Below are 20305 nucleotides of genomic sequence, written 5' to 3' on the forward strand. Positions count from 1 at the left end.
ATCCCACGCCCGAGCAGGCCCCCACATCGCATAGGCCCCTCGAACGCACACCAGCCCCGCACCGAGAACACGGTGCGGGGCTGGAAGAGATTGTCCGACAGCTACTTCAGGAATCCCGAGATGCCGTCACTTCAATGCAGCAAGGTTCGCCACCGACTGCTTCACATCGGTATCGAGTGCACGGGCGACCACCGAACCCACCGGACCGAACAGCACGCCCCCACCGAATTTCGCGTCGAGTGTCAGCTCCGAACCGCCCTCGGCCTCACGCACGTGGACGGTCAGCGAGATCCTCACTCCACCTTTGCCGCGGCCCGACATCTCGATCAGCTTCGGCTCCTCGTACTCGGTGAACTCCCAGTTGATCGTGTTCTTGAAACCCTTCACCTTCACCAGCGACTCGACCTTCGTGCCCTTGCCGACCTTGTTCGGCGGCGGACTGCACCAACCACCGTGGATGGTCATCCACTCGTCGAACCGGTCGAGCGCGGAAGCCTTGTCCCACGCGCCCTGCGGGTTCTCGGGCATCTGTACCGAGACACTGATCGTTGCCATGCATTCGAGCCTGTCACAACTTGGTCGCAGGTTCAGACGGCGAGCACTAACCTGAGACGATGGCCACGCTCGAGATCGAAGGCCGAAAGGTCTCCGTCACCAACCTCGACAAGGTGCTGTTCCCAGAAACCAGCACCACCAAAAGCGACATCATCGAGTACTACGCTGCCATCGCCCCGGCGATGCTGCCGCACGTCGCAGGACGCGCCGTGACCCGCAAGCGGTGGCCGAACGGCGTCGAACAATCCTCGTTCTTCGAGAAGAATCTCGCCGCATCCGCACCCGACTGGCTCGACCGCCGATCCATGCAGCACTCCGACCGAGTCGTCACCTACCCGTTGTTCTCCACCGCAGCGGATCTGGTGTGGCTCGGGCAGCAGGCGGCCATCGAAGCGCACGTGCCGCAATGGCGTTTCGACGGCACCGAACCCGGCCCTGCCACCCGCATGGTCTTCGACCTCGATCCCGGCGACGACGTCGACCTCGCCCGATGCGCTGAGGTGGCCTGCGAGATCCGTGACCTCATTGCAGACATCGGCATGACCGCGTACCCGGTCACCAGCGGCAGCAAGGGAATTCACCTGTACGTACCGCTGGACAAACCGCTGTCGACGTCCGGCGCATCCACCGTCGCCAAACGCGTCGCCACCCTGCTCGAAGAACGGTCACCGGATCGGGTGACCGCCACGATGGCGAAAGCGAAGCGCACGGGTCGAGTGTTCGTCGATTGGAGTCAGAACAACGGAAAGAAGACAACCGTTGCGCCGTACTCACTTCGGGGCCGATCCCTACCCACCGTCGCGGCCCCCCGAACCTGGGAGGAGCTCGAATCGCCAGGGCTGCAACAACTTCGATTCGAGGAAGTTCTGGAACGGTTCCACGACACCGGAGACCTATTGGCCGATCTCGACCCGAAACCGGCAGCGGAAGAGCACGACACCTCCGACACGGACAAGCTCGGCAAGTACCGCAGCATGCGTAGCGCGGACCGAACTCCAGAGCCTATCCCGAAAACCGCCGAGCCCCAGGGTAACGACGATACGTTCGTGATTCAGGAACACCATGCGCGACGCCTGCACTACGACTTCAGGCTCGAACACGACGGTGTCCTGGTGTCGTGGGCCGTCCCCAAGAACATCCCGGTCGAGACCGGGCAGAACCGTCTGGCCGTCCACACCGAGGACCACCCGCTCGAATATGCGACGTTCTCCGGACGAATCCCCAAGGGCGAGTACGGCGGCGGTGACGTCTCGATCTGGGACAACGGAACGTACGAGCTCGAGAAGTGGAGGGACGACGAAGTCATCGTCGTTCTGCACGGAGCCAAAGCACGCGGCAGGTTCGCCCTCATCCGCACCAAGGGCAACCAATGGCTCATGCACCTGATGAAGGACCAACCCGGAGAGCACCCGATAAAAAAGGACAGCCCGCCGACGGACAAGCCGGTGCTGAAGAACATCTCACCGATGCTTGCAACCGCGGGCGACATACTCGATCTACCCGAGGACGAGTGGTCGTTCGAGGGTAAATGGGACGGCTTCCGTATCGTCGCCGAACTGACTCACGGTTCGATGTCCCTGCGCACCCGAAGCGGAAACGACTACACCGAGAAGTTCGGAGCCATCGGCTCTCTCGCCGAGGACCTGGCCGATCACGACGCCGTCATCGACGGTGAAGTGGTCGTCTTCGACAGCAACGGCATCAGCAGCTTCGAGAAGCTACAGAACGCCGCCCGCGACGACATCCGGTTCATCGCCTTCGACCTGCTCCATCTCGACGGCACTTCCCTCGTGCGCAAGAAGTACTCCGACCGGAGACGATTGTTGGAACTGCTCACCACCGGCCTCGACTCGGTTCTGGTGCCGCCGTTGTTGACGGGTTCGGCTGCCGACGCCATCGCCGAGAGCCGTGAGCGGGGGTGGGAGGGAGTCGTCGCCAAGCGCACCGATTCGATCTACCAGCCGGGCAAGCGCGCCCACACCTGGATCAAGTACAAGAACTGGCGCACGCAAGAAGTGGTGATCGGCGGTTGGCGACGCGGCCAGGGGCGTCGTTCCGGCGGATTCGGCTCACTGCTGATGGGGATCCCCGACGGCGACGGTCTTCGCTACGTCGGTCGCGTCGGCACCGGTTTCGACGATCGCGCGCTCGATTCACTCGCCGGTCTGCTGGCTCCGTTGGAAACGTCGGACAGTCCTTTCTCCACGACGCTTCCCACTGCCGACAGGCGCGGTGCCGTATGGGTGGAGCCGGTTCTCGTCGGAGAAGTGCGGTTCTACGAGGCCACCGAATCCGGCCACCTGCGTCACCCGAGCTGGCGCGGACTGCGCCCGGACAAGTCGCCGACGGACGTCGTTCCCGAGTAGCCCACGCCGGTATTTCAGCGGCGAATTTTGTCGAATCCCAGAAACCGGCAGAAAAACCGTTCTTCGGTTGCCATAGAATCACCGGGTGCGTACCGTTGCGCTCATCGTCGCCCGGGGAGCGTAACGAGTCACAGTTCAATAGCTATATCGAGTTGCGGGCCAGCTCTACGGGGGCTTGCCGAATCGTCGAAACGCGCGCCGTTTCGATTCAGGCATGGAGGGGTTTACCAGATGCGGGTTCTCAAGTTGGCAGGCGCTGTCAGCATGACGGCGGTTGCCGTTCTCTGTTCGACGCTTGTCGGCCCAGGTCAGGCCGCTGCGGCACCCTTGTTTCCGACGCCGATATCGGACGGTTTCTACGCTCCGCCCGCCGACCTTGCCGCTATGGCACCGGGGGACGTGATCTCCAGCCGGCCGATGCCGCCACCTCCCGGCTTCTTCGACGTCGACGTGTGGCAGCTGAAGTTCCGCTCCACGAATTCGGCGGGCAATCCCATCGCGGCGATCAACACCGTGCTGGTCCCCCGCAACAAAGCCCCCAACGGGCCGGTGCTGTCTTACCAACACATCATCAACGCACTCGGTCTCGAATGTGCACCGTCACAAGCGCTCTGGTCCAACGATCCCAATCTGGCGATCCGCGAGGCACCCGCGCTGAACGCCGTTCTGCAGCGTGGCTGGACGGTTGTCATCGCCGATCACCTCGGCCCCAACAGTGCCTACGGTGCAGCCAAGCTCGGCGGACAGATCGTCCTCGACAGCATCCGCGCCACCCAGCGTTTCGATCCGCTGCAGCTGCGGCAGAGCCCGGTTGCCTTGGCCGGATACTCCGGTGGCGGCATGGCGACGGCGTGGGCAGCAGCGTTGCAGAACGACTACGCACCCGAGCTGAACATCGTCGGCAGCGCCGCGGGCGGTGCTCCGATGAATCTCGAGCGCATGGCTCGCGATCTCGGTTTCGCACCCCACCCGGTGTTCGGTCTCGCCTTCGCCGCTGCGCTCGGCCTCGAGCGCGAGTATCCCACTCGCATTCCGATCAGCTCCCAGTTGAACCCGTTGGGCAAGCAGATCGAAAGCGAGATCCAGAACGGATGCACCAACGACATCATCGCCGCCGGAGCCGGTAAGAGCGCGATGGAGGTCGCGGGCACGTTGGACCTGATGAACAGCCCGGAGATGATCGCGGCCGTCAACGAGAACAGCGTCGAGATGTACCCCGGTGTGCCGAAAGCTCCGTACTTCGAGTGGCACAGTCCCACCGATGCGCTCATCCCGGTCAGCTCGATCGACAACACGATCGCCCGGTACTGCCGGGCCGGGGTCAACGTCACCGAGGTCCAGGTACCCAGCAACGATCACCTGACCGCTGCCGTACTCGGCCTGCCGCAGGCTCTGGAATGGATCGATCAGCGGTTCGCCGGAGTACCTGCCGTTTCCAACTGCTGACCGTATTGTCCGACCCGGTGCGTGCTGAATGAGCACGTGGGTCGGTTAGGCTAACCTCGCAAATACACGCGCGAGGAGTCCCCATGAAGAAGACCGTCCACGTAGTCGCCGCCGGTGCCGCAGTCATGGCACTGGCGGTCGGCTGTTCGTCCAGCGACGAATCCACTGCCTCAGGTAACTCCGAGAACAGTGCCAACTTTCCCGTCACCATCGAGCACCACTTCGGTGAGACGGTCATCGACGCCGCACCCTCCCGCGTCGTGACCATCGGATTCAACGAGCAGGACTTCGCGCTGGCGCTCGGAGTCAAGCCCGTCGCCACCCGTGGAAATCTCAGTTACGACTACCGCCAACGCCCCTGGGCCCAGGAAGCATTGGGCGGCACCGAGATCCCCGAGGTCGGCAGCACCGACCTGAACCTCGAGCAGATTGCAGCGCAGTCACCCGACCTGATCCTCGGACCGTACTCGTTCATCGATCAAGGCCAATACGACCAACTTTCGGCGATGGCCCCGACGATCGCAGACATCGGTGGATACGACGACGTCCCCGCGGCCACGTGGCAGCAGGAATTCGCCGTGGTCGGCGAGGCACTGGGCAAGAAGCAGGAATCCGACGAGCGAACTGCCGAGCTCGAGCAGAAGTTCGAGACCACCCAGACCGACAACCCTCAGTTCGCCGGCAAGGCACTGACACTCGCGTTCGTCATGGACGACGGCAGCTACTTCGTTCTCGGTAAGGACGACATCCGAGCACTGTTCTTCACCGACCTCGGCTTCGAGATCCCCGACGCCAGCGAAACGGTCAGCCCCGAAAACCTCAGCCGACTCGACACCGACGTCCTCGTCATCGCCGGACAGAGCCGCGAACAACTGCAGGCAAACCCGCTGATCGCCGCACTCGACGTCGTGAAGCAGGACCGCACCGTCTACATCGGCTCGTTCAGCACCGACCTACCGTCGGCTCTCGGCTACTCGAGCCCACTCTCCCTCGACTACGCAATCGACGGATTCACCCCGATGCTGGCCGCCGCAACCGACAACGACCCGGCCACCGTGGTCCCAGATCCGATTTCATAGGTCACTCCGCAGGCTGCGCTCCCGGCCTTCCTAGCTCACTCCGCTGGCACGGTGTGCGCGAACTGTGTTCGATGCAGCTCCTCGTAGCGGCCGCCCGCTGCGAGGAGCTCGTCGTGTGTTCCGCGCTCGATGACCTGTCCGTTCTCGATCACCAAGATGGCGTCCGCTGCTCGGATGGTCGAGAGCCGGTGCGCGATCACCACCGACGTCTTGCCCTCGAGCGCCTCGGCCAGCGCTGCCTGCACGGCGGCCTCGGACGTCGAATCCAGTGAGGCCGTGGCCTCGTCGAGAATCACCACCCGTGGCTGCGCGATCAGCAGCCGGGCGATCGTCAGGCGTTGACGCTCCCCGCCGGACAGGCGGTAGCCGCGCTCGCCGACGATCGTCTCGAGTCCGTCGGGCAGGGAACGCACGAGATCGGCAAGTCTGGCCCGCGACAGTGCGTCCCACAGTTCCTCCTCGGTGGCGTCGGGCCGTGGCAGCAGCAGATTCGAGCGAATGCTCTCGTGGAACAGATGACCGTCCTGAGTCACCATTCCCACTGTGTTGCGGACGGATTCGGCGGTCAGGTCCCGCACGTCGACGTCGCCGAGCCGCACTGCGCCGCTGTCGACGTCGTACAACCGAGCGACCAGTTGCGCGATCGTGGACTTGCCCGCACCCGAGGTACCCACCAGGGCGACCATCTGACCGGGTTCGGCCCGGAACGACACACCGTGCAGAACCTCCTCGCCGCCACGGGAATCCAGAGTTGCGACCTCCTCCAGGGACGCGAGCGACACCTTGTCGGCCGACGGGTACGCGAACCTGACGTCGTCGAGTTCGACGGCCACCGGCCCCGGGGGCAGCACCGTCGCGTCCGGCTTGTCGGCGATCAGAGGAACGAGATCGAGCACCTCGAACACTCGCTCGAAACTGACCAGCGCGCTCATGACCTCGACACGGGCACTCGCCAGTGCGGTCAGCGGCGCGTAGAGCCTGGTCAGCAGAAGGGACAGTGCGACAACCGAACCCGGGTCCAGTCGACCACTGAGTGCGTAGAAGCCGCCGAGTCCGTAGACCACGGCGAGGGCAAGAGCCGACACCAGGGTGAGCGCCGTGACGAACACGGTCTGCACCATCGCGCTCCGAACCCCGATGTCGCGGACTCGGGCGGCTCGAACCGCGAACTCGACGGATTCCTGGTCGGGGTGCCCGAACAGTTTGACCAGTGTCGCTCCCGGCGCCGAGAAACGCTCGGTCATCTGGGTGCTCATCGCCGAATTGTGTGCTGCCGCTTCGCGTTGCAGACGTGCGAGGCGTCGACCCATGCGGCGTGCAGGCAGGACGAACACCGGCAACAGGATCAGCGCGAGCAGAGTGATCTGCCAGGAGATTCCGATCATCACCACCAGCGTCAGAGCCAGCGTGACCACGTTGCTGACGACTCCGGACAACGTGGTGCTGAATGCGCGTTGGGCACCGATGACGTCGTTGTTGAGGCGACTGACCAGAGCGCCGGTTCGGGTGCGGGTGAAGAAGGCGATCGGCATCCGCTGCACATGGTCGAACACCGCGGTGCGCAGATCCAGAATCAGACTCTCACCGATGTTGGACGAAAGCCACCGGTTGATCAGACCGAAGCCTGCGTCCACGATGGCGATCACCGCGATGGCCAGAGCCAACAGCACCACCACACGTAGCTCTCGCCCGTCGACGATCGCGTTGACCACCCGCCCGGCCAATACCGGAGTTGCCACCGCAAGCACCGCCAGCGCGACGCTGAGCACCAGGAAGCCGCCGAGGGCGCGTCGATGCGGTGCTGCGAACGACAGGATCCGACGCGCAGTCTCCTTGGAGAACGAAGACTGCGCGCCGGAGCTGTTCATCGTGCGATACATCTGGTTCCACGCGGTCATCTCCATGCTCATGACACCAACGTAGAACCTCGACCGAACTCGAGGTCAAGCAGAGCCCGAGAACGGTCGCCGTCACCTCACGCGGCAGCGGCAGCTTCCGCCGGTTCCAGCGCGAGCGCCAGTATGTCGGCCACGTCGGTCATCGGCCGAACGTCCAACGCCTCCAGGACCTCCGCAGGGACGTCGTCCAGATCGGGTTCGTTGCGTGCCGGAATGAACACCGTCTTCAGCCCGGCGCGCTGACCCGCCAGCAGCTTCTGCTTGACTCCACCGATCGGCAGCACACGTCCGTTGAGCGTCACCTCTCCGGTCATTCCCACGTCCGACCGCACCGGACGCCCGGTGGCCATCGACACCAGGGCCGTCACCATCGTCACGCCCGCCGAAGGACCGTCCTTGGGCACTGCCCCGGCCGGAACGTGCACATGGATACTGCGATCCAGTGATTCGGCAGTGACGCCGAATCGAGCTGCGTGCGCTCGCACGTAGGACAGCGCGATCTGCGCCGACTCCTTCATCACGTCGCCGAGCTGGCCGGTGAGCGTGAGGCCCGCGTCGCCCTCGGTGGAGGCCGCCTCGATGAACAGCACGTCGCCGCCGAGCCCGGTCACTGCCAGACCCGTTGCGACGCCGGGCACTTCGGTTCGCTCGTGCGCCTCGGGGGTGAAGCGCGGACGACCGAGGTAGGTCACCAGATCCGGCTCGTCGATCTCGAGCACGTCCGTGGTGCCCGCGAGTTTCGTCGCCACCTTACGTAGAGCCTTGGCCAGCAAGCGTTCGAGTTGCCGCACCCCGGGCTCGCGGGTGTAATCGGCAGCGATCTTGCGCAGTGCGGCGTCGGTGACGGTCACCTCGTCGGATGTGACTGCCGCCCTCTCCATCTGACGCGGAAGCAGGTAGTTCCGAGCGATGACGACCTTGTCGTCCTCGGTGTATCCATCGATGGTCACCAGCTCCATGCGATCGAGCAGTGGGCCGGGAATCTGATCGATCACGTTGGCGGTGGCGAGGAACACGACGTCGGACAGGTCGAGATCCAGATCGAGGTAATGGTCGCGGAACGTGTGGTTCTGCGCCGGGTCCAGCACCTCGAGCAGTGCGGCGCTGGGATCACCACGGTAGTCCGAACCGACCTTGTCGATCTCGTCCAGCAGCACAACAGGATTCATCGATCCCGCCTCGCCGATCGCCCGCACGATGCGGCCCGGCAATGCGCCGACGTAGGTGCGACGGTGGCCGCGGATCTCGGCCTCGTCGCGAACCCCACCGAGGGCAACACGGACGAAGGTACGACCGAGAGCGCGGGCCACCGATTCGCCCAACGAGGTCTTACCGACACCGGGAGGTCCGGCGAGAACCATGACGGCACCGGAGCCGCGTCCGCCGACGGACTGCATACCCCGCTCGGAGCGCCGTGCGCGAACGGCCAGATATTCGACGATGCGGTCCTTCACGTCGTCGAGTCCGTGGTGGTCGGCATCGAGAACGGCTCGCGCCGAATCGATGTCGGTGTTGTCGGTCGTGGTGTTGTTCCACGGCAGATCCAGCACGGTGTCGAGCCAGGTGCGGATCCACCCCGACTCGGGGCTCTGATCACTGGCCCGCTCCAACTTGCCCACTTCACGGAGCGCCTGTTCGCGCACCTTCTCGGGCAGGTCCGCAGCCTCGACACGGCCGCGGTAATCATCCGCACCGTCGGGTTCGTCCTCGCCCAGTTCTTTTCGGATAGCAGCGAGCTGCTGGCGCAGGAGGAACTCCTTCTGCGTCTTCTCCATGCCCTCTCGGACGTCGCCGGAGATCTTGTCGTTCACCTCGACCTCGGCCAAGTGAGCCTTGGTCCACTCGATGAGCGAGTTCAATCGCGCTGCCACATCCGGGTTTTCGAGCAGGTCACGCTTTTGCACGTCGGTGAGGTACGACGCGTAACCCGCGGTATCGGCGATCGCGCCGGGGTCGGTGAGCTTGTTGACCGAGTCGATCACCTGCCAGGCATCGCGGCGTTGCAGCATCGCGACGACGAGTTGCTTGTATTCGGCCGCGAGCGCCTTGAGGTCGTCGTTCGGGGTCGTATCGGCGACGGGTTCGGCCTCGACCCACAGGGCCGCCCCGGGGCCACTGACCCCGTGGCCGATGTGCGCACGACGAGTTGCCTTGATAACGGCGGCCGGGCGACCGTCGGCCAACCGTCCCATCTGCACGATGGTGGCGAGAACGCCATAAGCGGCGTACCGATCTTCGAGTCGGGGAGCGACGAGCAGCGTGCCGTCGTTGCTCGCCTTCGCTGCGTCGACGGCGGCGCGTGCGGCCTCGTCGAGTTCGACGGGCACCACCATTCCGGGCAGGACGATCGGGTCGGTCAGGAACAGTACGGGGACACGAACGGTTTCGGTCACTTCTCCTCCAAAGGATTGAGCTATAGGGGCTCAACTTCGAAAGGAGTAGTGATGTTCCCCGAGCGGTCGATGTTCTCCGTGGGCAGAACACCGACCGTCCACGGCGTTTTACTTCAGGGCGCTGACCAGCTTCTCCGCGAGAGGACGCGTCGATGCGGGGTTCTGGCCCGTGTAGAGGTTGCGGTCGACGACCACATGCGGCGACCAGGCGTCGGCGTTCTCGAACTTGGCACCGTTCTCGCGCAGCCGGGTCTCGAGGAGCCATGGGGCCTTGTCGGCCAGCCCGGCCTGGGTCTCTTCCTCGTCGGTGAAGCCGGTGAGCTCGTACCCGTCGAAAGCCCAGGAGCCGTCGGTACGGACGGCCGGCAGGAGGGCGGCCGGTGCGTGGCACACCGCCGAGACCACCTTGTTCGCATCGAGGAATTCGACCACGAGGGCACCGAAGCTCGTCGAGACGGCGAGATCCTCCATGGGTCCGTGGCCACCGGGGACGAACACGACGTCGAAGTCGGAGGCCTTCTGGTGTTCCAGCTTCGCGGGCGAGGACAGGATCGACTCGATCGAGGCCAGGTAGCTCTTCTGGTCCGCCACCTCCTGCTCGTCGCCGCCGTTCGCGTCGACGGCCAGACTGCCCTCGTCGACGACCGGAGCCTTGCCACCCGGCGTCGCCACCGTGATGTCCCACCCGGCCTCGACGAATGTGCGATGGGACTCGACGAGCTCCTCGGCCCAGTACCCGGTGGGGTGCTTGCTTCCGTCGTTCAGGGTCCAATGGTCGGCAGCGGTTACCGCGAACAGCAAAGTAGTCATGGTCGAACAGCCTCTTTTCTCTATCGGGATCCGTTCGGGAATGCCACGAAACGCCCCAGTCGAAACGCACAGTCGAAACGCGCCGCCGAAACCGGCCGTGGCACTCGTCTCGTCACGTACGCGAAGCGATCACGACCACCGCGTCGAACTCGTCCGATGTGCTCACCCGCGCGTGGAATCCGCAGTCGCGCACTGCCCGCAGAGTCGAATCAGCCAGTGCTGCACTGCTTTCGATCAGCAAGTGACCGCCGGGGGCCAACCATGCAGGCGCCCCCTCGGCCACGAGACGGTGGAAGCGGGCACCGTCTTCGCCGCCGTCGAGCGCGATCCGCGGCTCGTGCAATCGCGCTTCCCGCGGCATCAGTTCGATGTGGGCCGTCGGGACGTACGGCGCGTTGACCACTATCGCATCGAAGGATCCGAGCAACTCCGGCGGCAAGGCGTCGTACAGATCGCCGCGGTGCACCGTGCCCCCGACGGCAGCCAGGTTGCGCGTGGCGCATTCCACGGCCGCTGCGTCGAGATCGGCGGCATGTAATTCGGTGACGCCACCGACCGACAGTCCTACCGCACCGGATCCGCAGCACATGTCCAATAATCGCGACGGCTGAAGTGCTGCAGCACAATTCACCAGGAATTCGGTTCTCCGACGGGGCACGAATACCCCCGGTTCGACGGCGACGCGTCGACCACAGAACCACACCCAGCCGACGATGTGTTCGAGCGGTTCCCCGGCGACGCGGCGAGCGAGCAGGGCGGCGAGATCGTCGCTGTCCGATGCAGATTCGATCAGAATGTCGGCTTCTTCTTCGGCGAACACGCAGCCGGCCCCGCGCAGACCGGACACGACCTCGTCGTACTCGGGTCTCACCATGGGTGGAGCCTCCTCCAAGTGCCTGCGCCCAACTGCCCCGCGCTGAAATACTGTAGCCCGGCATGTGTCACAGGGAGTCGAATGAACTGGGAACCCGAGGTCCGACAGATGTGTCTGGCGTTGCCCGAGACCTACGAGGAGCAGGCGTGGGTCGGTACCCGATGGCGGGTACGTGGCCGCACCTTCGCCCACGTCCTCGACATTGTCGACGGCACTCCTCCGGCATTCGCAACAGCAGCGGGGACCGACGGACCGGCTCACGTCCTCGTATTCCGTTCCCGAGGAGTAGAACTCGACGCATTGTCGAAGCAGGAAGGCTTCTTCGCTCCCGGCTGGGGACCCGAGATCATCGGCATGCTGCTCGACGAGTCGGTGGATCGAACGGAACTCGGCGAGTTGATCACGGAGAGCTACTGCACCCGGGCCCCGAAGAAGCTCGTCGCACTCCTCGGACGTCCGGAGTGACGATTCTCGTTTGACGCTGCGGCTGCCCGAAGGACAGAGTGAACACATGAGCCCACCCGAGAATCTGCTCGCCGATTGCGGCAGCTGCTTCGGACTCTGTTGCGTTGCTCTGCCCTTCGCCAAGTCGTCGGATTTCGCCGTCGACAAAGCCGCCGGGGAACCGTGCCGCAACCTCCAGAAGGACTCGCGCTGCGGCATCCACTCGTCGCTTCGGAAGAAGGGCTTTCCCGGATGCACGGTGTACGACTGTTTCGGTGCGGGGCAGAAAGTGTCGCAATCGACGTTCGCAGGACGGGACTGGCGAGAAACGCCGTCGAACTCGTCGGAGATGTTCGCGGCGTTCCCGATCATGCGGGATTTGCACGAGTTGCTCTGGTACCTGGCAGATGCACGTGGCCGGATATCGACCGCATCCCTGCACAGCCGGCTTACCCGCGAATACGACGAGCTGGACGCTCTGACGTCGGGGACTTCGGAGAGCCTGCTGTCGGTCGACGTCTCCGTACTGCGCTCGCGGATCAACGAGGTGCTGCTCGATGCCAGCGATCTGGTGCGCGCAGAGGTGTCGGGCAAGAAGAAGAACTACCGAGGACGCGACATGATCGGGGCCAAGCTGGCCGGTGCGGACCTTCGCGGTGCGAGCTTGCGGGGTACGTACCTGATCGGGGCGAATCTGCGCGGTGTCGACTTGCGCTGGGCTGACCTGATCGGGGCCGATTTTCGCGGTGCCGATCTCCGCGGTGCGGATCTGCGCAAGACGATCTTCGCCACTCAGTTTCAGATCAACGCGGCACTCGGTGACCGATCGACACAGTTACCCGAGTCGTTGACCCGTCCCGGACATTGGACGTGACCGTTCAGCTCAGTGACCTGCCGGTGCGCTCAAGCGCTTCCTGAACGATCCTCACTGCCTTCGGTCCGACTCCGTGCAGTGACGCGAGCTCAGCAGCGGGCACCCCGGCCAGGTCGTCGAGACAGGTATATCCCGCAGCTCGCAATGCCCGCATCGCGGGGTTTCCGATCCCCGTCGGAAAAACGGGTTCTGTTGTACTCACCGGCGCATTCTAAAACAGACCGGTAGCCTGTTGCCGTGCCCGAAACCAAGCAGAAACGCGTTGTCATCACCGGAGCGAATACCGGTATCGGCTACTACACAGCTTTGGAGCTGGCCAAGCGCGGCGATCACGTGACGCTTGCCTGCCGCAACCAGGACAAGGCCGACGCCGCAGCGGCGAAGATCCGCGCGGAGGCCCCGAACGGAACTGTCGACACGGCCACCCTCGACCTGGCCGACCTCGGTTCGGTCCGCAAGTACGCCGAGTCGGCTCCCGAATCGATCGACATTCTGATCAACAATGCGGGCGTCATGATGCCGGCGAAGCGAACCGAAACGAAGGATGGGTTCGAGCTCCAGATCGGCACCAACCATCTCGGCCACTTCGCGCTGACCGGGTTGCTGTTCCCCAAGCTCGCCGCCGACGCGAAGATCACGACCGTCGCCTCGGTCGCGCACCGTCAGCGCCCCAAGCTCGACTTCGACGACCTCCAGCTCGAGCGTGGCTACAACGCGCAACGCGGATACGCGAACTCCAAGCTCGCCAACATCCTGTTCGCGCTGGAATTGCAGCGTCGGATCGACAAGGCCGGATCCAAGGTCACCAGCAATGCGGCACACCCCGGCATCTCGTCGACCGAGCTCTACTCCAGCCCGGACGGCCTGGGCAGCAACAAGATCCTGGCGGCCCTGGCACCCATCGGACTCAAGTTCATCTCTCAGTCCGCCCGAGCCGGAGCGCTTCCCACACTCTATGCAGTCGACGTCGCAGGCGGCGGCACCTACAGCGGTCCCACATCGCTGTTCGAGTCCCGCGGCAAGCCGGGCCCGGCGAGCATGACCAAGATGGCTCAGGATCCCGCACTCGCAGCCCAGCTGTGGGACGCCAGCGAGAAACTCACTGGAGTCGGCTACCCGTTCTGAGACGGAATCCCGGCGAGATAGACCGATATCGGAAGCCGTAGTCCCGCAGCCCCTTTCGCGGTTCCACGGCCGAAAATCGCGTCGGCCATCAGTCCTTCGCACAGCGAGACCAAGCCGTCTCCGTGGGCTGGCTCGTCGAACAGTTCTCTGGCCCGTTCGAGTGAGAAGAACGAACGGGCCAAGTCGGCCCTGATGTCGGCCGGGACCGCAGGATCGAGCATCAGCGCGTAGCGAGCCCGGAGCTCGACCATGCGATGGGTGATCGCAGCGTCGAGATAGCGTGCGATCACCGTCGCAACATCGGTTTCGGTTCCGACGATCTCCAGAAACGATGCCCGCGAGAGCTCGATCAGACGGGTAGCCACGGCGGCGAGCAGATCGGCCTTGGTGCGGAAGTAGTACGACGTGGACCCTGCCGGAAAGTCCAGCGCAGAATCGATCGACCGGTGCGTCAACACGCGCAAGCCGTCACGGGCGATGACACCCAGTGCGGCGTCGGCGATGGCGGTGCGGCGGTCCACAGCAGTGACCCTACACACGCCCTCTACAAATGTAGAGTAGCGGGGCGTACGGTTCGTGACATGAGGCCGACCGCATCGCGACACGTCTTCGACGCTGCCTTCACTCTCGACGACGCCCAGGCCGCAGCGGCAGACATGCTGTCGACACCCGGCGACAGAGGTGTCTACCTGTGGGGACCGGTCGGGCGTGGCAAGACCTGGCTGTTGGACAGCTACTTCGCCGCGGCCGACACCACTGCGAAGAAACGCGTGCACTTCCACAGCTTCTTCCGCGATCTCCACGCGGCGTACTTTCGCCACGGGTTTTCCATCGACGCAGCCATCGACGATGTCCTGTCGACAGGATCGGCTCCGGCGGCACTGCTGTGCTTCGACGAATTTCACGTCCACGACATCGGAGACGCCCGCCTCATCACGCGCATGCTCGACGCACTCTTTGCCCGTGGCATCGTCCTGGTCGTCACCTCGAACTACGCGCCCGACGATTTGCTGCCGAATCCGCTGTTCCACCCGGCGTTCGTCCCGACCATCGAGAAGCTGAAGAAGTGCCTCGACGTAGTCCGTGTCGACGGCCCCGTCGATTACCGCGCCGCCGGCGCCAGTGGATCGCGCTTTGCCTCGGGGACATGGACCGTGGGGCCCGTCTCGGGTGGTCGAACGTTTGCCGAGCTGTGTTGCGCTGCCCGCTCGACGGGCGATTACCTCGAGATGGTCCAGAAAGCACCGCAGCTGACGATCACCGACATTCCGGCTCTCGCGAGCGTGGACGACTTCGCGGCTCAGCGCTTCGCGAATCTCGTAGACGTTCTGTACGACCGCGATGTGCGTACCGAATTCCACAGCGTGGTGCCGCTGACCGAATTCGCCGTCGGACGTAGCGGACTCGATACCGACAGACTGATCAGTCGACTCAGCGAACTGGGCTCTCGGTCACGCGAGTGCGCGGCGGACAGAGTCAGTATCCCCGGCTCGCAGTAGCTCTTCACCGCGAGCGAGGAGAACGACCTCGTTACCGTCGAGCGCGAGCCCACGGCACGCCAGGCCGGCTCCTTCCCACAGCAGAACGAGCTCGAGAATCAGCCGCGCGAGAGTGGCGTCGGGATTGCGGCCGATGCTCCACGACCAGTTACTGACTCGGATTCCAGCGTCTCGGGCGAGCGCCTCACCCAGCCGAGATCCGGTCACCCACGGATACATGTCGTCCAGGACCGGCGTGAAGGCGGAGGTGAGCAGTACCGCAGCAAGATCGCGACGGTCTCGCCCCAGCAGCGCTCGAAGTTCGGCGGACAGTTCGGTCTTGGATGCCGGCATCTCCGAATCCTAGACGCGCGCTCGATTCGAACTGCGGCACGTCGGTGCATCCAACGAATTCGAATACGGGCCTACGGTCACGCAGCACGCAGTTTGGTTATCACAACTTCGTATTCATGGGGAGCAAGGGGGTAAGGGACTCTGTCACCGGTGTCGTTGAAACCCATGCGCCGATAGAACGCCTGGGCGCGTTGATTGTGCTCGTGCACCTCCAGCGTCAGCTGGTCGTGCCCACGTTCGCCGGCCCACCGCTCGATTTCGAGCAGCAAGGCTTCGGCCAAGCCTTCGCCCCGCAGGAGCGGCGTCACGTAGACGCCCAGCAGAAATGTCCTGCCGTCCTCGACCCGAGCCCGCATGATCCCTACCCATCGACCGGCGTCGTCCACCGCGGCGAATCCACACGACAGCGCAGAACTGGTTTCGGCGGCTCGCCGCAGCCAGTCGTCGTCCGATTGCCGCGACGCAGCATCGAGAGTCTCGCCGAAGGCCTTCGGCGAATCTGCCAACATCTCGAGGCGAAGCGCGCGGAACGACCGCCACGACTCGGCCGTGACAGGAACGATACGAAACGCCATGAAGTCGATGCTAGGGAATCGGAAGGCCGATACGGGCTCACGGCCCACCTATGGCGTCCAAGACAAACCCACGCAACACAAAGGGAGACACCCACTACTGACGGCGGTCGGGGGCGACAGCAGTAGCGGGTGTCTCATTGACCATTCGGGGCCCGTCGCCGGGTGGATGGGTAGCGGATGGGAAATTCTTTCGAAGTTTTTTCACCGACCGAGGCATAGCCTGTGACCATGCCTTTCACAGCAGCGAACCACTACGACTTCAGCGGTGACGACGTCACCGGAACCGTCGACGCCCATCGCTCCGCCGGAGTGTGGGCGGCGCAGCTCGTCCTCAGTGGAGAAACGCTGGAATCCACCGACGTCACCCGATCCGATCTGGGATTCGAGGTGCGGACCGTCGTCGAGACCCTCTCGGACGGTAATCGGACCCACCTGCTCGTCGTTCTGCCCCGCGTCAATATCGATACGGACGACGGCCAGGACGTCACGTTCACCTCCTACGCAGTGCTGTACACCGTGCACGGCGGAACCACCGAGCAGCACGGCCCTACCGAGTCGTACGACGTGCGGTTGCTCACCGGAACCGCGTCGCTCGTGCAGTGACCGCCGCGGAAATAACCCGGACCGCACCCCGGTTGTACGGCACAGTCAATGCAAACGCATGAACTTGTCGTTCGGGTAGGAGCACGCCATGCAGTTCGGAATCTTCACCGTCGGAGATGTCACCACCGACCCCACCACCGGGACGACGCCCTCCGAGCACGAGCGCATTCGATCGATGGTCACCATCGCCAAGCATGCCGAGGACGTCGGCCTGGATGTTTTCGCGACCGGCGAGCATCACAATCCGCCGTTCGTACCCTCGTCACCGACGACCATGCTCGGCTACATCGCGGCCACCACCGAGAAGTTGATCCTGTCGACGTCGACGACGCTGATCACGACGAACGACCCGGTCAAGATCGCCGAGGACTACGCGATGCTCCAGCATCTGTCCGAGGGACGCGTCGACCTCATCATGGGTCGCGGCAACACCGGCCCGGTCTACCCGTGGTTCGGACAGGACATCCGTCAGGGCATCCCATTGGCTCTGGAGAACTACCAGCTGCTGCGACGCCTGTGGACCGAGGACGTCGTCACGTGGAAGGGAAACTTCCGGACGCCACTCGACCGGTTCACGTCCACTCCCCGTCCGCTCGACGACATCGCGCCGTTCGTCTGGCACGGGTCGATCCGTAGCCCGGAGATCGCAGAAATCGCCGCCTACCACGGTGACGGCTTCTTCGCGAACAACATCTTCTGGCCGAAAGAGCACTACATCCAGCTCATCGATCTCTACCGGGAACGCTACGAGCACTACGGCCACGGCCGCGCCGACCAGGCCATCGTCGGTCTCGGCGGTCAGGTGTTCATGCGCAAGAACAGCCAGGACGCGGTGAACGAATTCCGGCCGTACTTCGACAACGCACCCGTCTACGGCCACGGCCCCACGATGGAGGAGTTCACCGAGCAGACCCCGCTGACCGTCGGATCTCCGCAGCAGGTCATCGAGAAGACGCTCGCATTCGTAGACTACTTCGGCGATTACCAGCGTCAGCTGTTCCTGATGGACCACGCCGGCCTGCCGCTGAAGACAGTGCTCGAGCAACTCGACATCCTGGGCGAGGACGTCGTACCGGTATTGCGCAAGGAATTCGCTGCCCGACGCCCAGCCGGCGTTCCGGAGAATCCTCCGACCCACGCCTCGATGCTGGCAGAGAAGGACGCGGCCGCTGCGAAGGAACCAGCAGTTGCCGTCTGACACGGAGGTGGCGGTGAACGCCTGGGAGTCGCTGTTTCGCTCCCAGGTTTCCCTGATGCGCCGGTTCGCCGCCGACGACATCTGGGATCCGATCGGCATGCGCGAATACGACGTGCTGTTCACCCTGAGCACCAGCCCGGACCGCAGACTCCGGCTGCGTCGACTCAACGACGAGATCCTGCTCAGCCAACCGTCGCTGAGCCGGATGTGCGACCGGCTCGAGGCGATGGGTTACGTTGTCCGAGAGCACGATCCGTCGGACAAACGCGGGACCGTGATCTGCCTGACGGACGCGGGATCAGACCTGCAGGCCTCGATCGGACGCAAACACGCCGCCCGCATCAGGCGCTACGTCGGCGATGCATTGAACACCGACGAGCTCAGGACACTCGACAGTCTGTGCACCAAGCTCAGACTCGCCCAGACCGACATCCGGGAGCACTGATGATCCAGGTCCTCACCCCACGCGAGGTTCCACTCGGCGGCCCTCGTGCCATGAAGGTGCGCCGCACCCTGCCGCACAAGGACCGATCCCTTATCGGCGCATGGTGTTTCGCAGACCACTACGGGCCCGAGCACTCGCGCATGGACGTCGCACCGCACCCGCACACCGGCCTACAGACCGTCAGCTGGCTGTTCTCCGGTGAGATCGAACATCGCGACAGCGTCGGATCTCATGCGATGGTGCGGCCCGGGGAGCTCAACCTGATGACGGCCGGGCAGGGCATCAGCCACTCCGAGGTGTCGACACCCGACACCGACATCCTGCACGGGATGCAGCTGTGGGTGGCACTGCCCGCCGTATCTCGTTTCGTGGCACCGACTTTCGAGCACTACGTTCCCGATTCGATCTCCCGGCCCGGCCTGACCGCTCGGGTGTTTCTCGGATCGCTTCTGGGCGAGACCTCGCCGGTGTCGACGTACACGCCACTGCTCGGAGCAGAGATCGTGCTCGACGCCGGGGCGCGGGTCAGCGTCGAGATCGACGAGTCCTACGAACACGGAGTTGTCGTCGACCAAGGATCGGTGACGCTGAACGAGACCGATCTGGGCGCAGCCGAACTCGGCTACCTCGAACCCGGGCATCAGTCGATGCAGCTCCACAATCCCGCCCGCGAACCGGTTCGATTCCTCCTGTTGGGCGGTCCGCCGTTCGGTGAACAGATAGTCATGTGGTGGAACTTCGTCGGCCGCAGCCACGAGGACGTGGTGGAGTATCGGGCCGCGTACGAGGCCAAGAACGGTCAGTTCGGCACCGTGGAGGGCTACCCCGGACCCAGGTTGCACGCACCGGAACTGCCCAACGCGCGGATGAGACCCCGCGGCTGATCCGGAACGTGCGCGCGCGGCTCGGCCGTCAGAACAGGGTGGCGATCTCCGGTTCGGACGGGCGCGGCGCAGCGGGAACGGATTCCTTCTGTGCAACGGGTCCGCTGCGAGCCTCGGTCGGTGCAGGCACCGCGTTCGCTCCGGCGGCCGCGATGGCACGGGCGGCTTCGCCCGCCAGCGCGTCGGCTGCTTCGTTGAAGTGATTGCCGACGTGGCCGCGAACCCACCGGAATCGCACCGGCCCTTCGCGTTCGGTGATGGCTCGCTCGATGCTCTGCACCAGATCGAGGTTGCGCACGGGGGTGCCGCCCGCAGTCTTCCATCCCTTGCGCTTCCAGCCTGCCAGCCACTCCGACGCGCACTTGATGGCGTACTGAGAGTCCGATTCGATCAGCAACGGCTCCGGGCCGGGGTGAGCCAACACTGCCTCGAGCAAGGCGCGGAGCTCGGCTACCTGGTTGGTGCCCGAGGGCTCGCCGCCGGAGTTGCTCGGACCCGTGTGATTGACCCACGCCCACCCGATTGCTCCGCCGGGGTTACGCAGACAAGAGCCGTCCGTACTCACGATGATCACGGACAGGACCCTACTTCGGGCCACCGACAAACCCCGGCTGACTCGCCCCGGCAGCCGTGAGAGACTTCTCCCGAGCTGGGCATCGGTGACACTGTGCTGCTGGGCATCGGTGACACTGTGCAGCGAAACATCGAACCTCAATTCCCGCGGGCGATCCATTCTTCGAGGTGCGGGGACTCGTCCCCGATACTCGTTCCGTCTCCGTGCCCGGTGTTGACTCGGGTCTCGGCGGGCAACGCGAACAACCGATCCCGGATCGAGCCGATGATCGTCGGGAAATCCGAATACGACCGACCCGTCGCACCGGGCCCACCGGAGAACAACGTGTCC

At 64.4% G+C, this 20305-nt stretch carries 22 protein-coding genes; 11 read left to right on the forward strand and 11 right to left on the reverse strand.

The features are described from left to right. Nucleotides 1-126: 126 nt before the first annotated feature. Nucleotides 127-555, reverse strand: a complete 429-nt coding sequence (locus CH278_RS27055) for a type II toxin-antitoxin system Rv0910 family toxin (protein WP_027495234.1) — start codon at nt 553-555, stop codon at nt 127-129. A 59-nt stretch (nt 556-614) separates the two neighbouring features. Here CH278_RS27055 and CH278_RS27060 point away from each other — a divergent pair, with 59 nt between their 5' ends. From CH278_RS27060 to CH278_RS27070, 3 genes are all read left to right on the forward strand, one after another. Beyond that, nucleotides 615-2921 (forward strand): ATP-dependent DNA ligase, encoded by a 2307-nt coding sequence (locus tag CH278_RS27060; RefSeq protein ID WP_094623374.1) that lies wholly within the window; start codon nt 615-617, stop codon nt 2919-2921. 231 nt (nt 2922-3152) lie between these two features. Then, a complete protein-coding gene (locus CH278_RS27065; RefSeq protein ID WP_032382335.1) occupies nt 3153-4367 on the forward strand; it encodes a lipase family protein in 1215 nt (404 codons plus the stop codon). 83 nt (nt 4368-4450) lie between these two features. Further along, complete coding sequence (locus CH278_RS27070; RefSeq protein ID WP_094623375.1) at nt 4451-5446, forward strand: iron-siderophore ABC transporter substrate-binding protein; 996 nt, start codon at nt 4451-4453, stop codon at nt 5444-5446. 35 nt (nt 5447-5481) lie between these two features. On the opposite strand, the gene CH278_RS27075 is transcribed toward CH278_RS27070, so the two are convergent. The 4 genes from CH278_RS27075 to CH278_RS27090 form a co-directional block, all read right to left on the reverse strand. Then, complete coding sequence (locus CH278_RS27075; RefSeq protein WP_094623376.1) at nt 5482-7356, reverse strand: ABC transporter ATP-binding protein; 1875 nt, start codon at nt 7354-7356, stop codon at nt 5482-5484. Nucleotides 7357-7421: 65 nt separating this feature from the next. Continuing rightward, complete coding sequence (gene lon / locus CH278_RS27080) at nt 7422-9737, reverse strand: endopeptidase La (protein ID WP_094623377.1); 2316 nt, start codon at nt 9735-9737, stop codon at nt 7422-7424. A 108-nt stretch (nt 9738-9845) separates the two neighbouring features. Further along, entirely contained in the window at nt 9846-10547 is a 702-nt protein-coding gene (locus CH278_RS27085; protein WP_094623378.1) for a type 1 glutamine amidotransferase domain-containing protein, read from the reverse strand. 112 nt (nt 10548-10659) lie between these two features. After that, nucleotides 10660-11421 carry a putative protein N(5)-glutamine methyltransferase gene (locus CH278_RS27090; protein WP_032369571.1) on the reverse strand — a complete coding sequence of 254 codons (762 nt, stop codon included), beginning with the start codon at nt 11419-11421 and terminating at the stop codon, nt 10660-10662. Nucleotides 11422-11502: 81 nt separating this feature from the next. Here CH278_RS27090 and CH278_RS27095 point away from each other — a divergent pair, with 81 nt between their 5' ends. Both CH278_RS27095 and CH278_RS27100 read left to right on the forward strand, forming a co-directional pair. Next, a complete protein-coding gene (locus tag CH278_RS27095) occupies nt 11503-11886 on the forward strand; it encodes an MmcQ/YjbR family DNA-binding protein (RefSeq protein WP_094623379.1) in 384 nt (127 codons plus the stop codon). 46 nt (nt 11887-11932) lie between these two features. Next, nucleotides 11933-12739 carry a pentapeptide repeat-containing protein gene (locus CH278_RS27100; RefSeq protein ID WP_094623380.1) on the forward strand — a complete coding sequence of 269 codons (807 nt, stop codon included), beginning with the start codon at nt 11933-11935 and terminating at the stop codon, nt 12737-12739. A 4-nt stretch (nt 12740-12743) separates the two neighbouring features. On the opposite strand, the gene CH278_RS27260 is transcribed toward CH278_RS27100, so the two are convergent. After that, nucleotides 12744-12941, reverse strand: a complete 198-nt coding sequence (locus CH278_RS27260; RefSeq protein ID WP_370878648.1) for a helix-hairpin-helix domain-containing protein — start codon at nt 12939-12941, stop codon at nt 12744-12746. A 35-nt stretch (nt 12942-12976) separates the two neighbouring features. Here CH278_RS27260 and CH278_RS27105 point away from each other — a divergent pair, with 35 nt between their 5' ends. Next, a complete protein-coding gene (locus CH278_RS27105; RefSeq protein ID WP_032382327.1) occupies nt 12977-13864 on the forward strand; it encodes an oxidoreductase in 888 nt (295 codons plus the stop codon). Here CH278_RS27105 and CH278_RS27110 read toward each other — a convergent pair. After that, nucleotides 13852-14385, reverse strand: coding sequence for a TetR/AcrR family transcriptional regulator (locus tag CH278_RS27110; RefSeq protein WP_032382326.1), 534 nt, complete (start codon nt 14383-14385; stop codon nt 13852-13854). The two genes, CH278_RS27105 and CH278_RS27110, sit on opposite strands and share 13 nt — an antisense overlap. A gap of 60 nt (nt 14386-14445) precedes the next feature. Here CH278_RS27110 and zapE point away from each other — a divergent pair, with 60 nt between their 5' ends. Further along, complete coding sequence (zapE, locus tag CH278_RS27115; RefSeq protein ID WP_094623381.1) at nt 14446-15363, forward strand: cell division protein ZapE; 918 nt, start codon at nt 14446-14448, stop codon at nt 15361-15363. On the opposite strand, the gene CH278_RS27120 is transcribed toward zapE, so the two are convergent. Then, nucleotides 15316-15696, reverse strand: coding sequence for a hypothetical protein (locus tag CH278_RS27120; RefSeq protein ID WP_094623382.1), 381 nt, complete (start codon nt 15694-15696; stop codon nt 15316-15318). The two genes, zapE and CH278_RS27120, sit on opposite strands and share 48 nt — an antisense overlap. Before the next feature lie 77 nt (nt 15697-15773). Continuing rightward, on the reverse strand, nt 15774-16271 hold the full coding sequence (locus tag CH278_RS27125) for a GNAT family N-acetyltransferase (protein ID WP_094623383.1): 498 nt from the start codon (nt 16269-16271) through the stop codon (nt 15774-15776). 228 nt (nt 16272-16499) lie between these two features. Here CH278_RS27125 and CH278_RS27130 point away from each other — a divergent pair, with 228 nt between their 5' ends. The 4 genes from CH278_RS27130 to CH278_RS27145 all read left to right on the forward strand — a co-directional run bounded on the left by CH278_RS27130 (nt 16500) and on the right by CH278_RS27145 (nt 19401). Continuing rightward, nucleotides 16500-16874 (forward strand): hypothetical protein, encoded by a 375-nt coding sequence (locus CH278_RS27130; RefSeq protein ID WP_141214870.1) that lies wholly within the window; start codon nt 16500-16502, stop codon nt 16872-16874. A gap of 88 nt (nt 16875-16962) precedes the next feature. Next, the gene (locus CH278_RS27135; protein ID WP_094623384.1) at nt 16963-18072 is read left to right on the forward strand and encodes an LLM class flavin-dependent oxidoreductase; all 1110 of its coding nucleotides are present in this window, start codon (nt 16963-16965) and stop codon (nt 18070-18072) included. Beyond that, nucleotides 18062-18517, forward strand: a complete 456-nt coding sequence (locus tag CH278_RS27140; protein WP_032367902.1) for a MarR family winged helix-turn-helix transcriptional regulator — start codon at nt 18062-18064, stop codon at nt 18515-18517. Before CH278_RS27135 ends, CH278_RS27140 begins: the two co-directional genes overlap by 11 nt. Further along, complete coding sequence (locus CH278_RS27145) at nt 18517-19401, forward strand: pirin family protein (protein WP_179274326.1); 885 nt, start codon at nt 18517-18519, stop codon at nt 19399-19401. The genes CH278_RS27140 and CH278_RS27145 overlap by 1 nt, the downstream gene beginning before the upstream one ends. 28 nt (nt 19402-19429) lie before the next feature. On the opposite strand, the gene CH278_RS27150 is transcribed toward CH278_RS27145, so the two are convergent. Together CH278_RS27150 and CH278_RS27155 are read right to left on the reverse strand one after the other, a co-directional pair. Next, nucleotides 19430-19975 (reverse strand): ribonuclease H family protein, encoded by a 546-nt coding sequence (locus CH278_RS27150; protein WP_032367901.1) that lies wholly within the window; start codon nt 19973-19975, stop codon nt 19430-19432. 137 nt (nt 19976-20112) lie between these two features. Beyond that, nucleotides 20113-20305, reverse strand: a 193-nt coding sequence (locus CH278_RS27155) for an MBL fold metallo-hydrolase (protein WP_143536242.1), incomplete at its 5' end; no start/stop codon positions are given.

Origin of the sequence: Rhodococcus sp. 05-2254-5, assembly GCF_002258575.1 — a bacterium.
GTDB classification, from domain to species: Bacteria; Actinomycetota; Actinomycetes; order Mycobacteriales; family Mycobacteriaceae; genus Rhodococcoides; species Rhodococcoides fascians.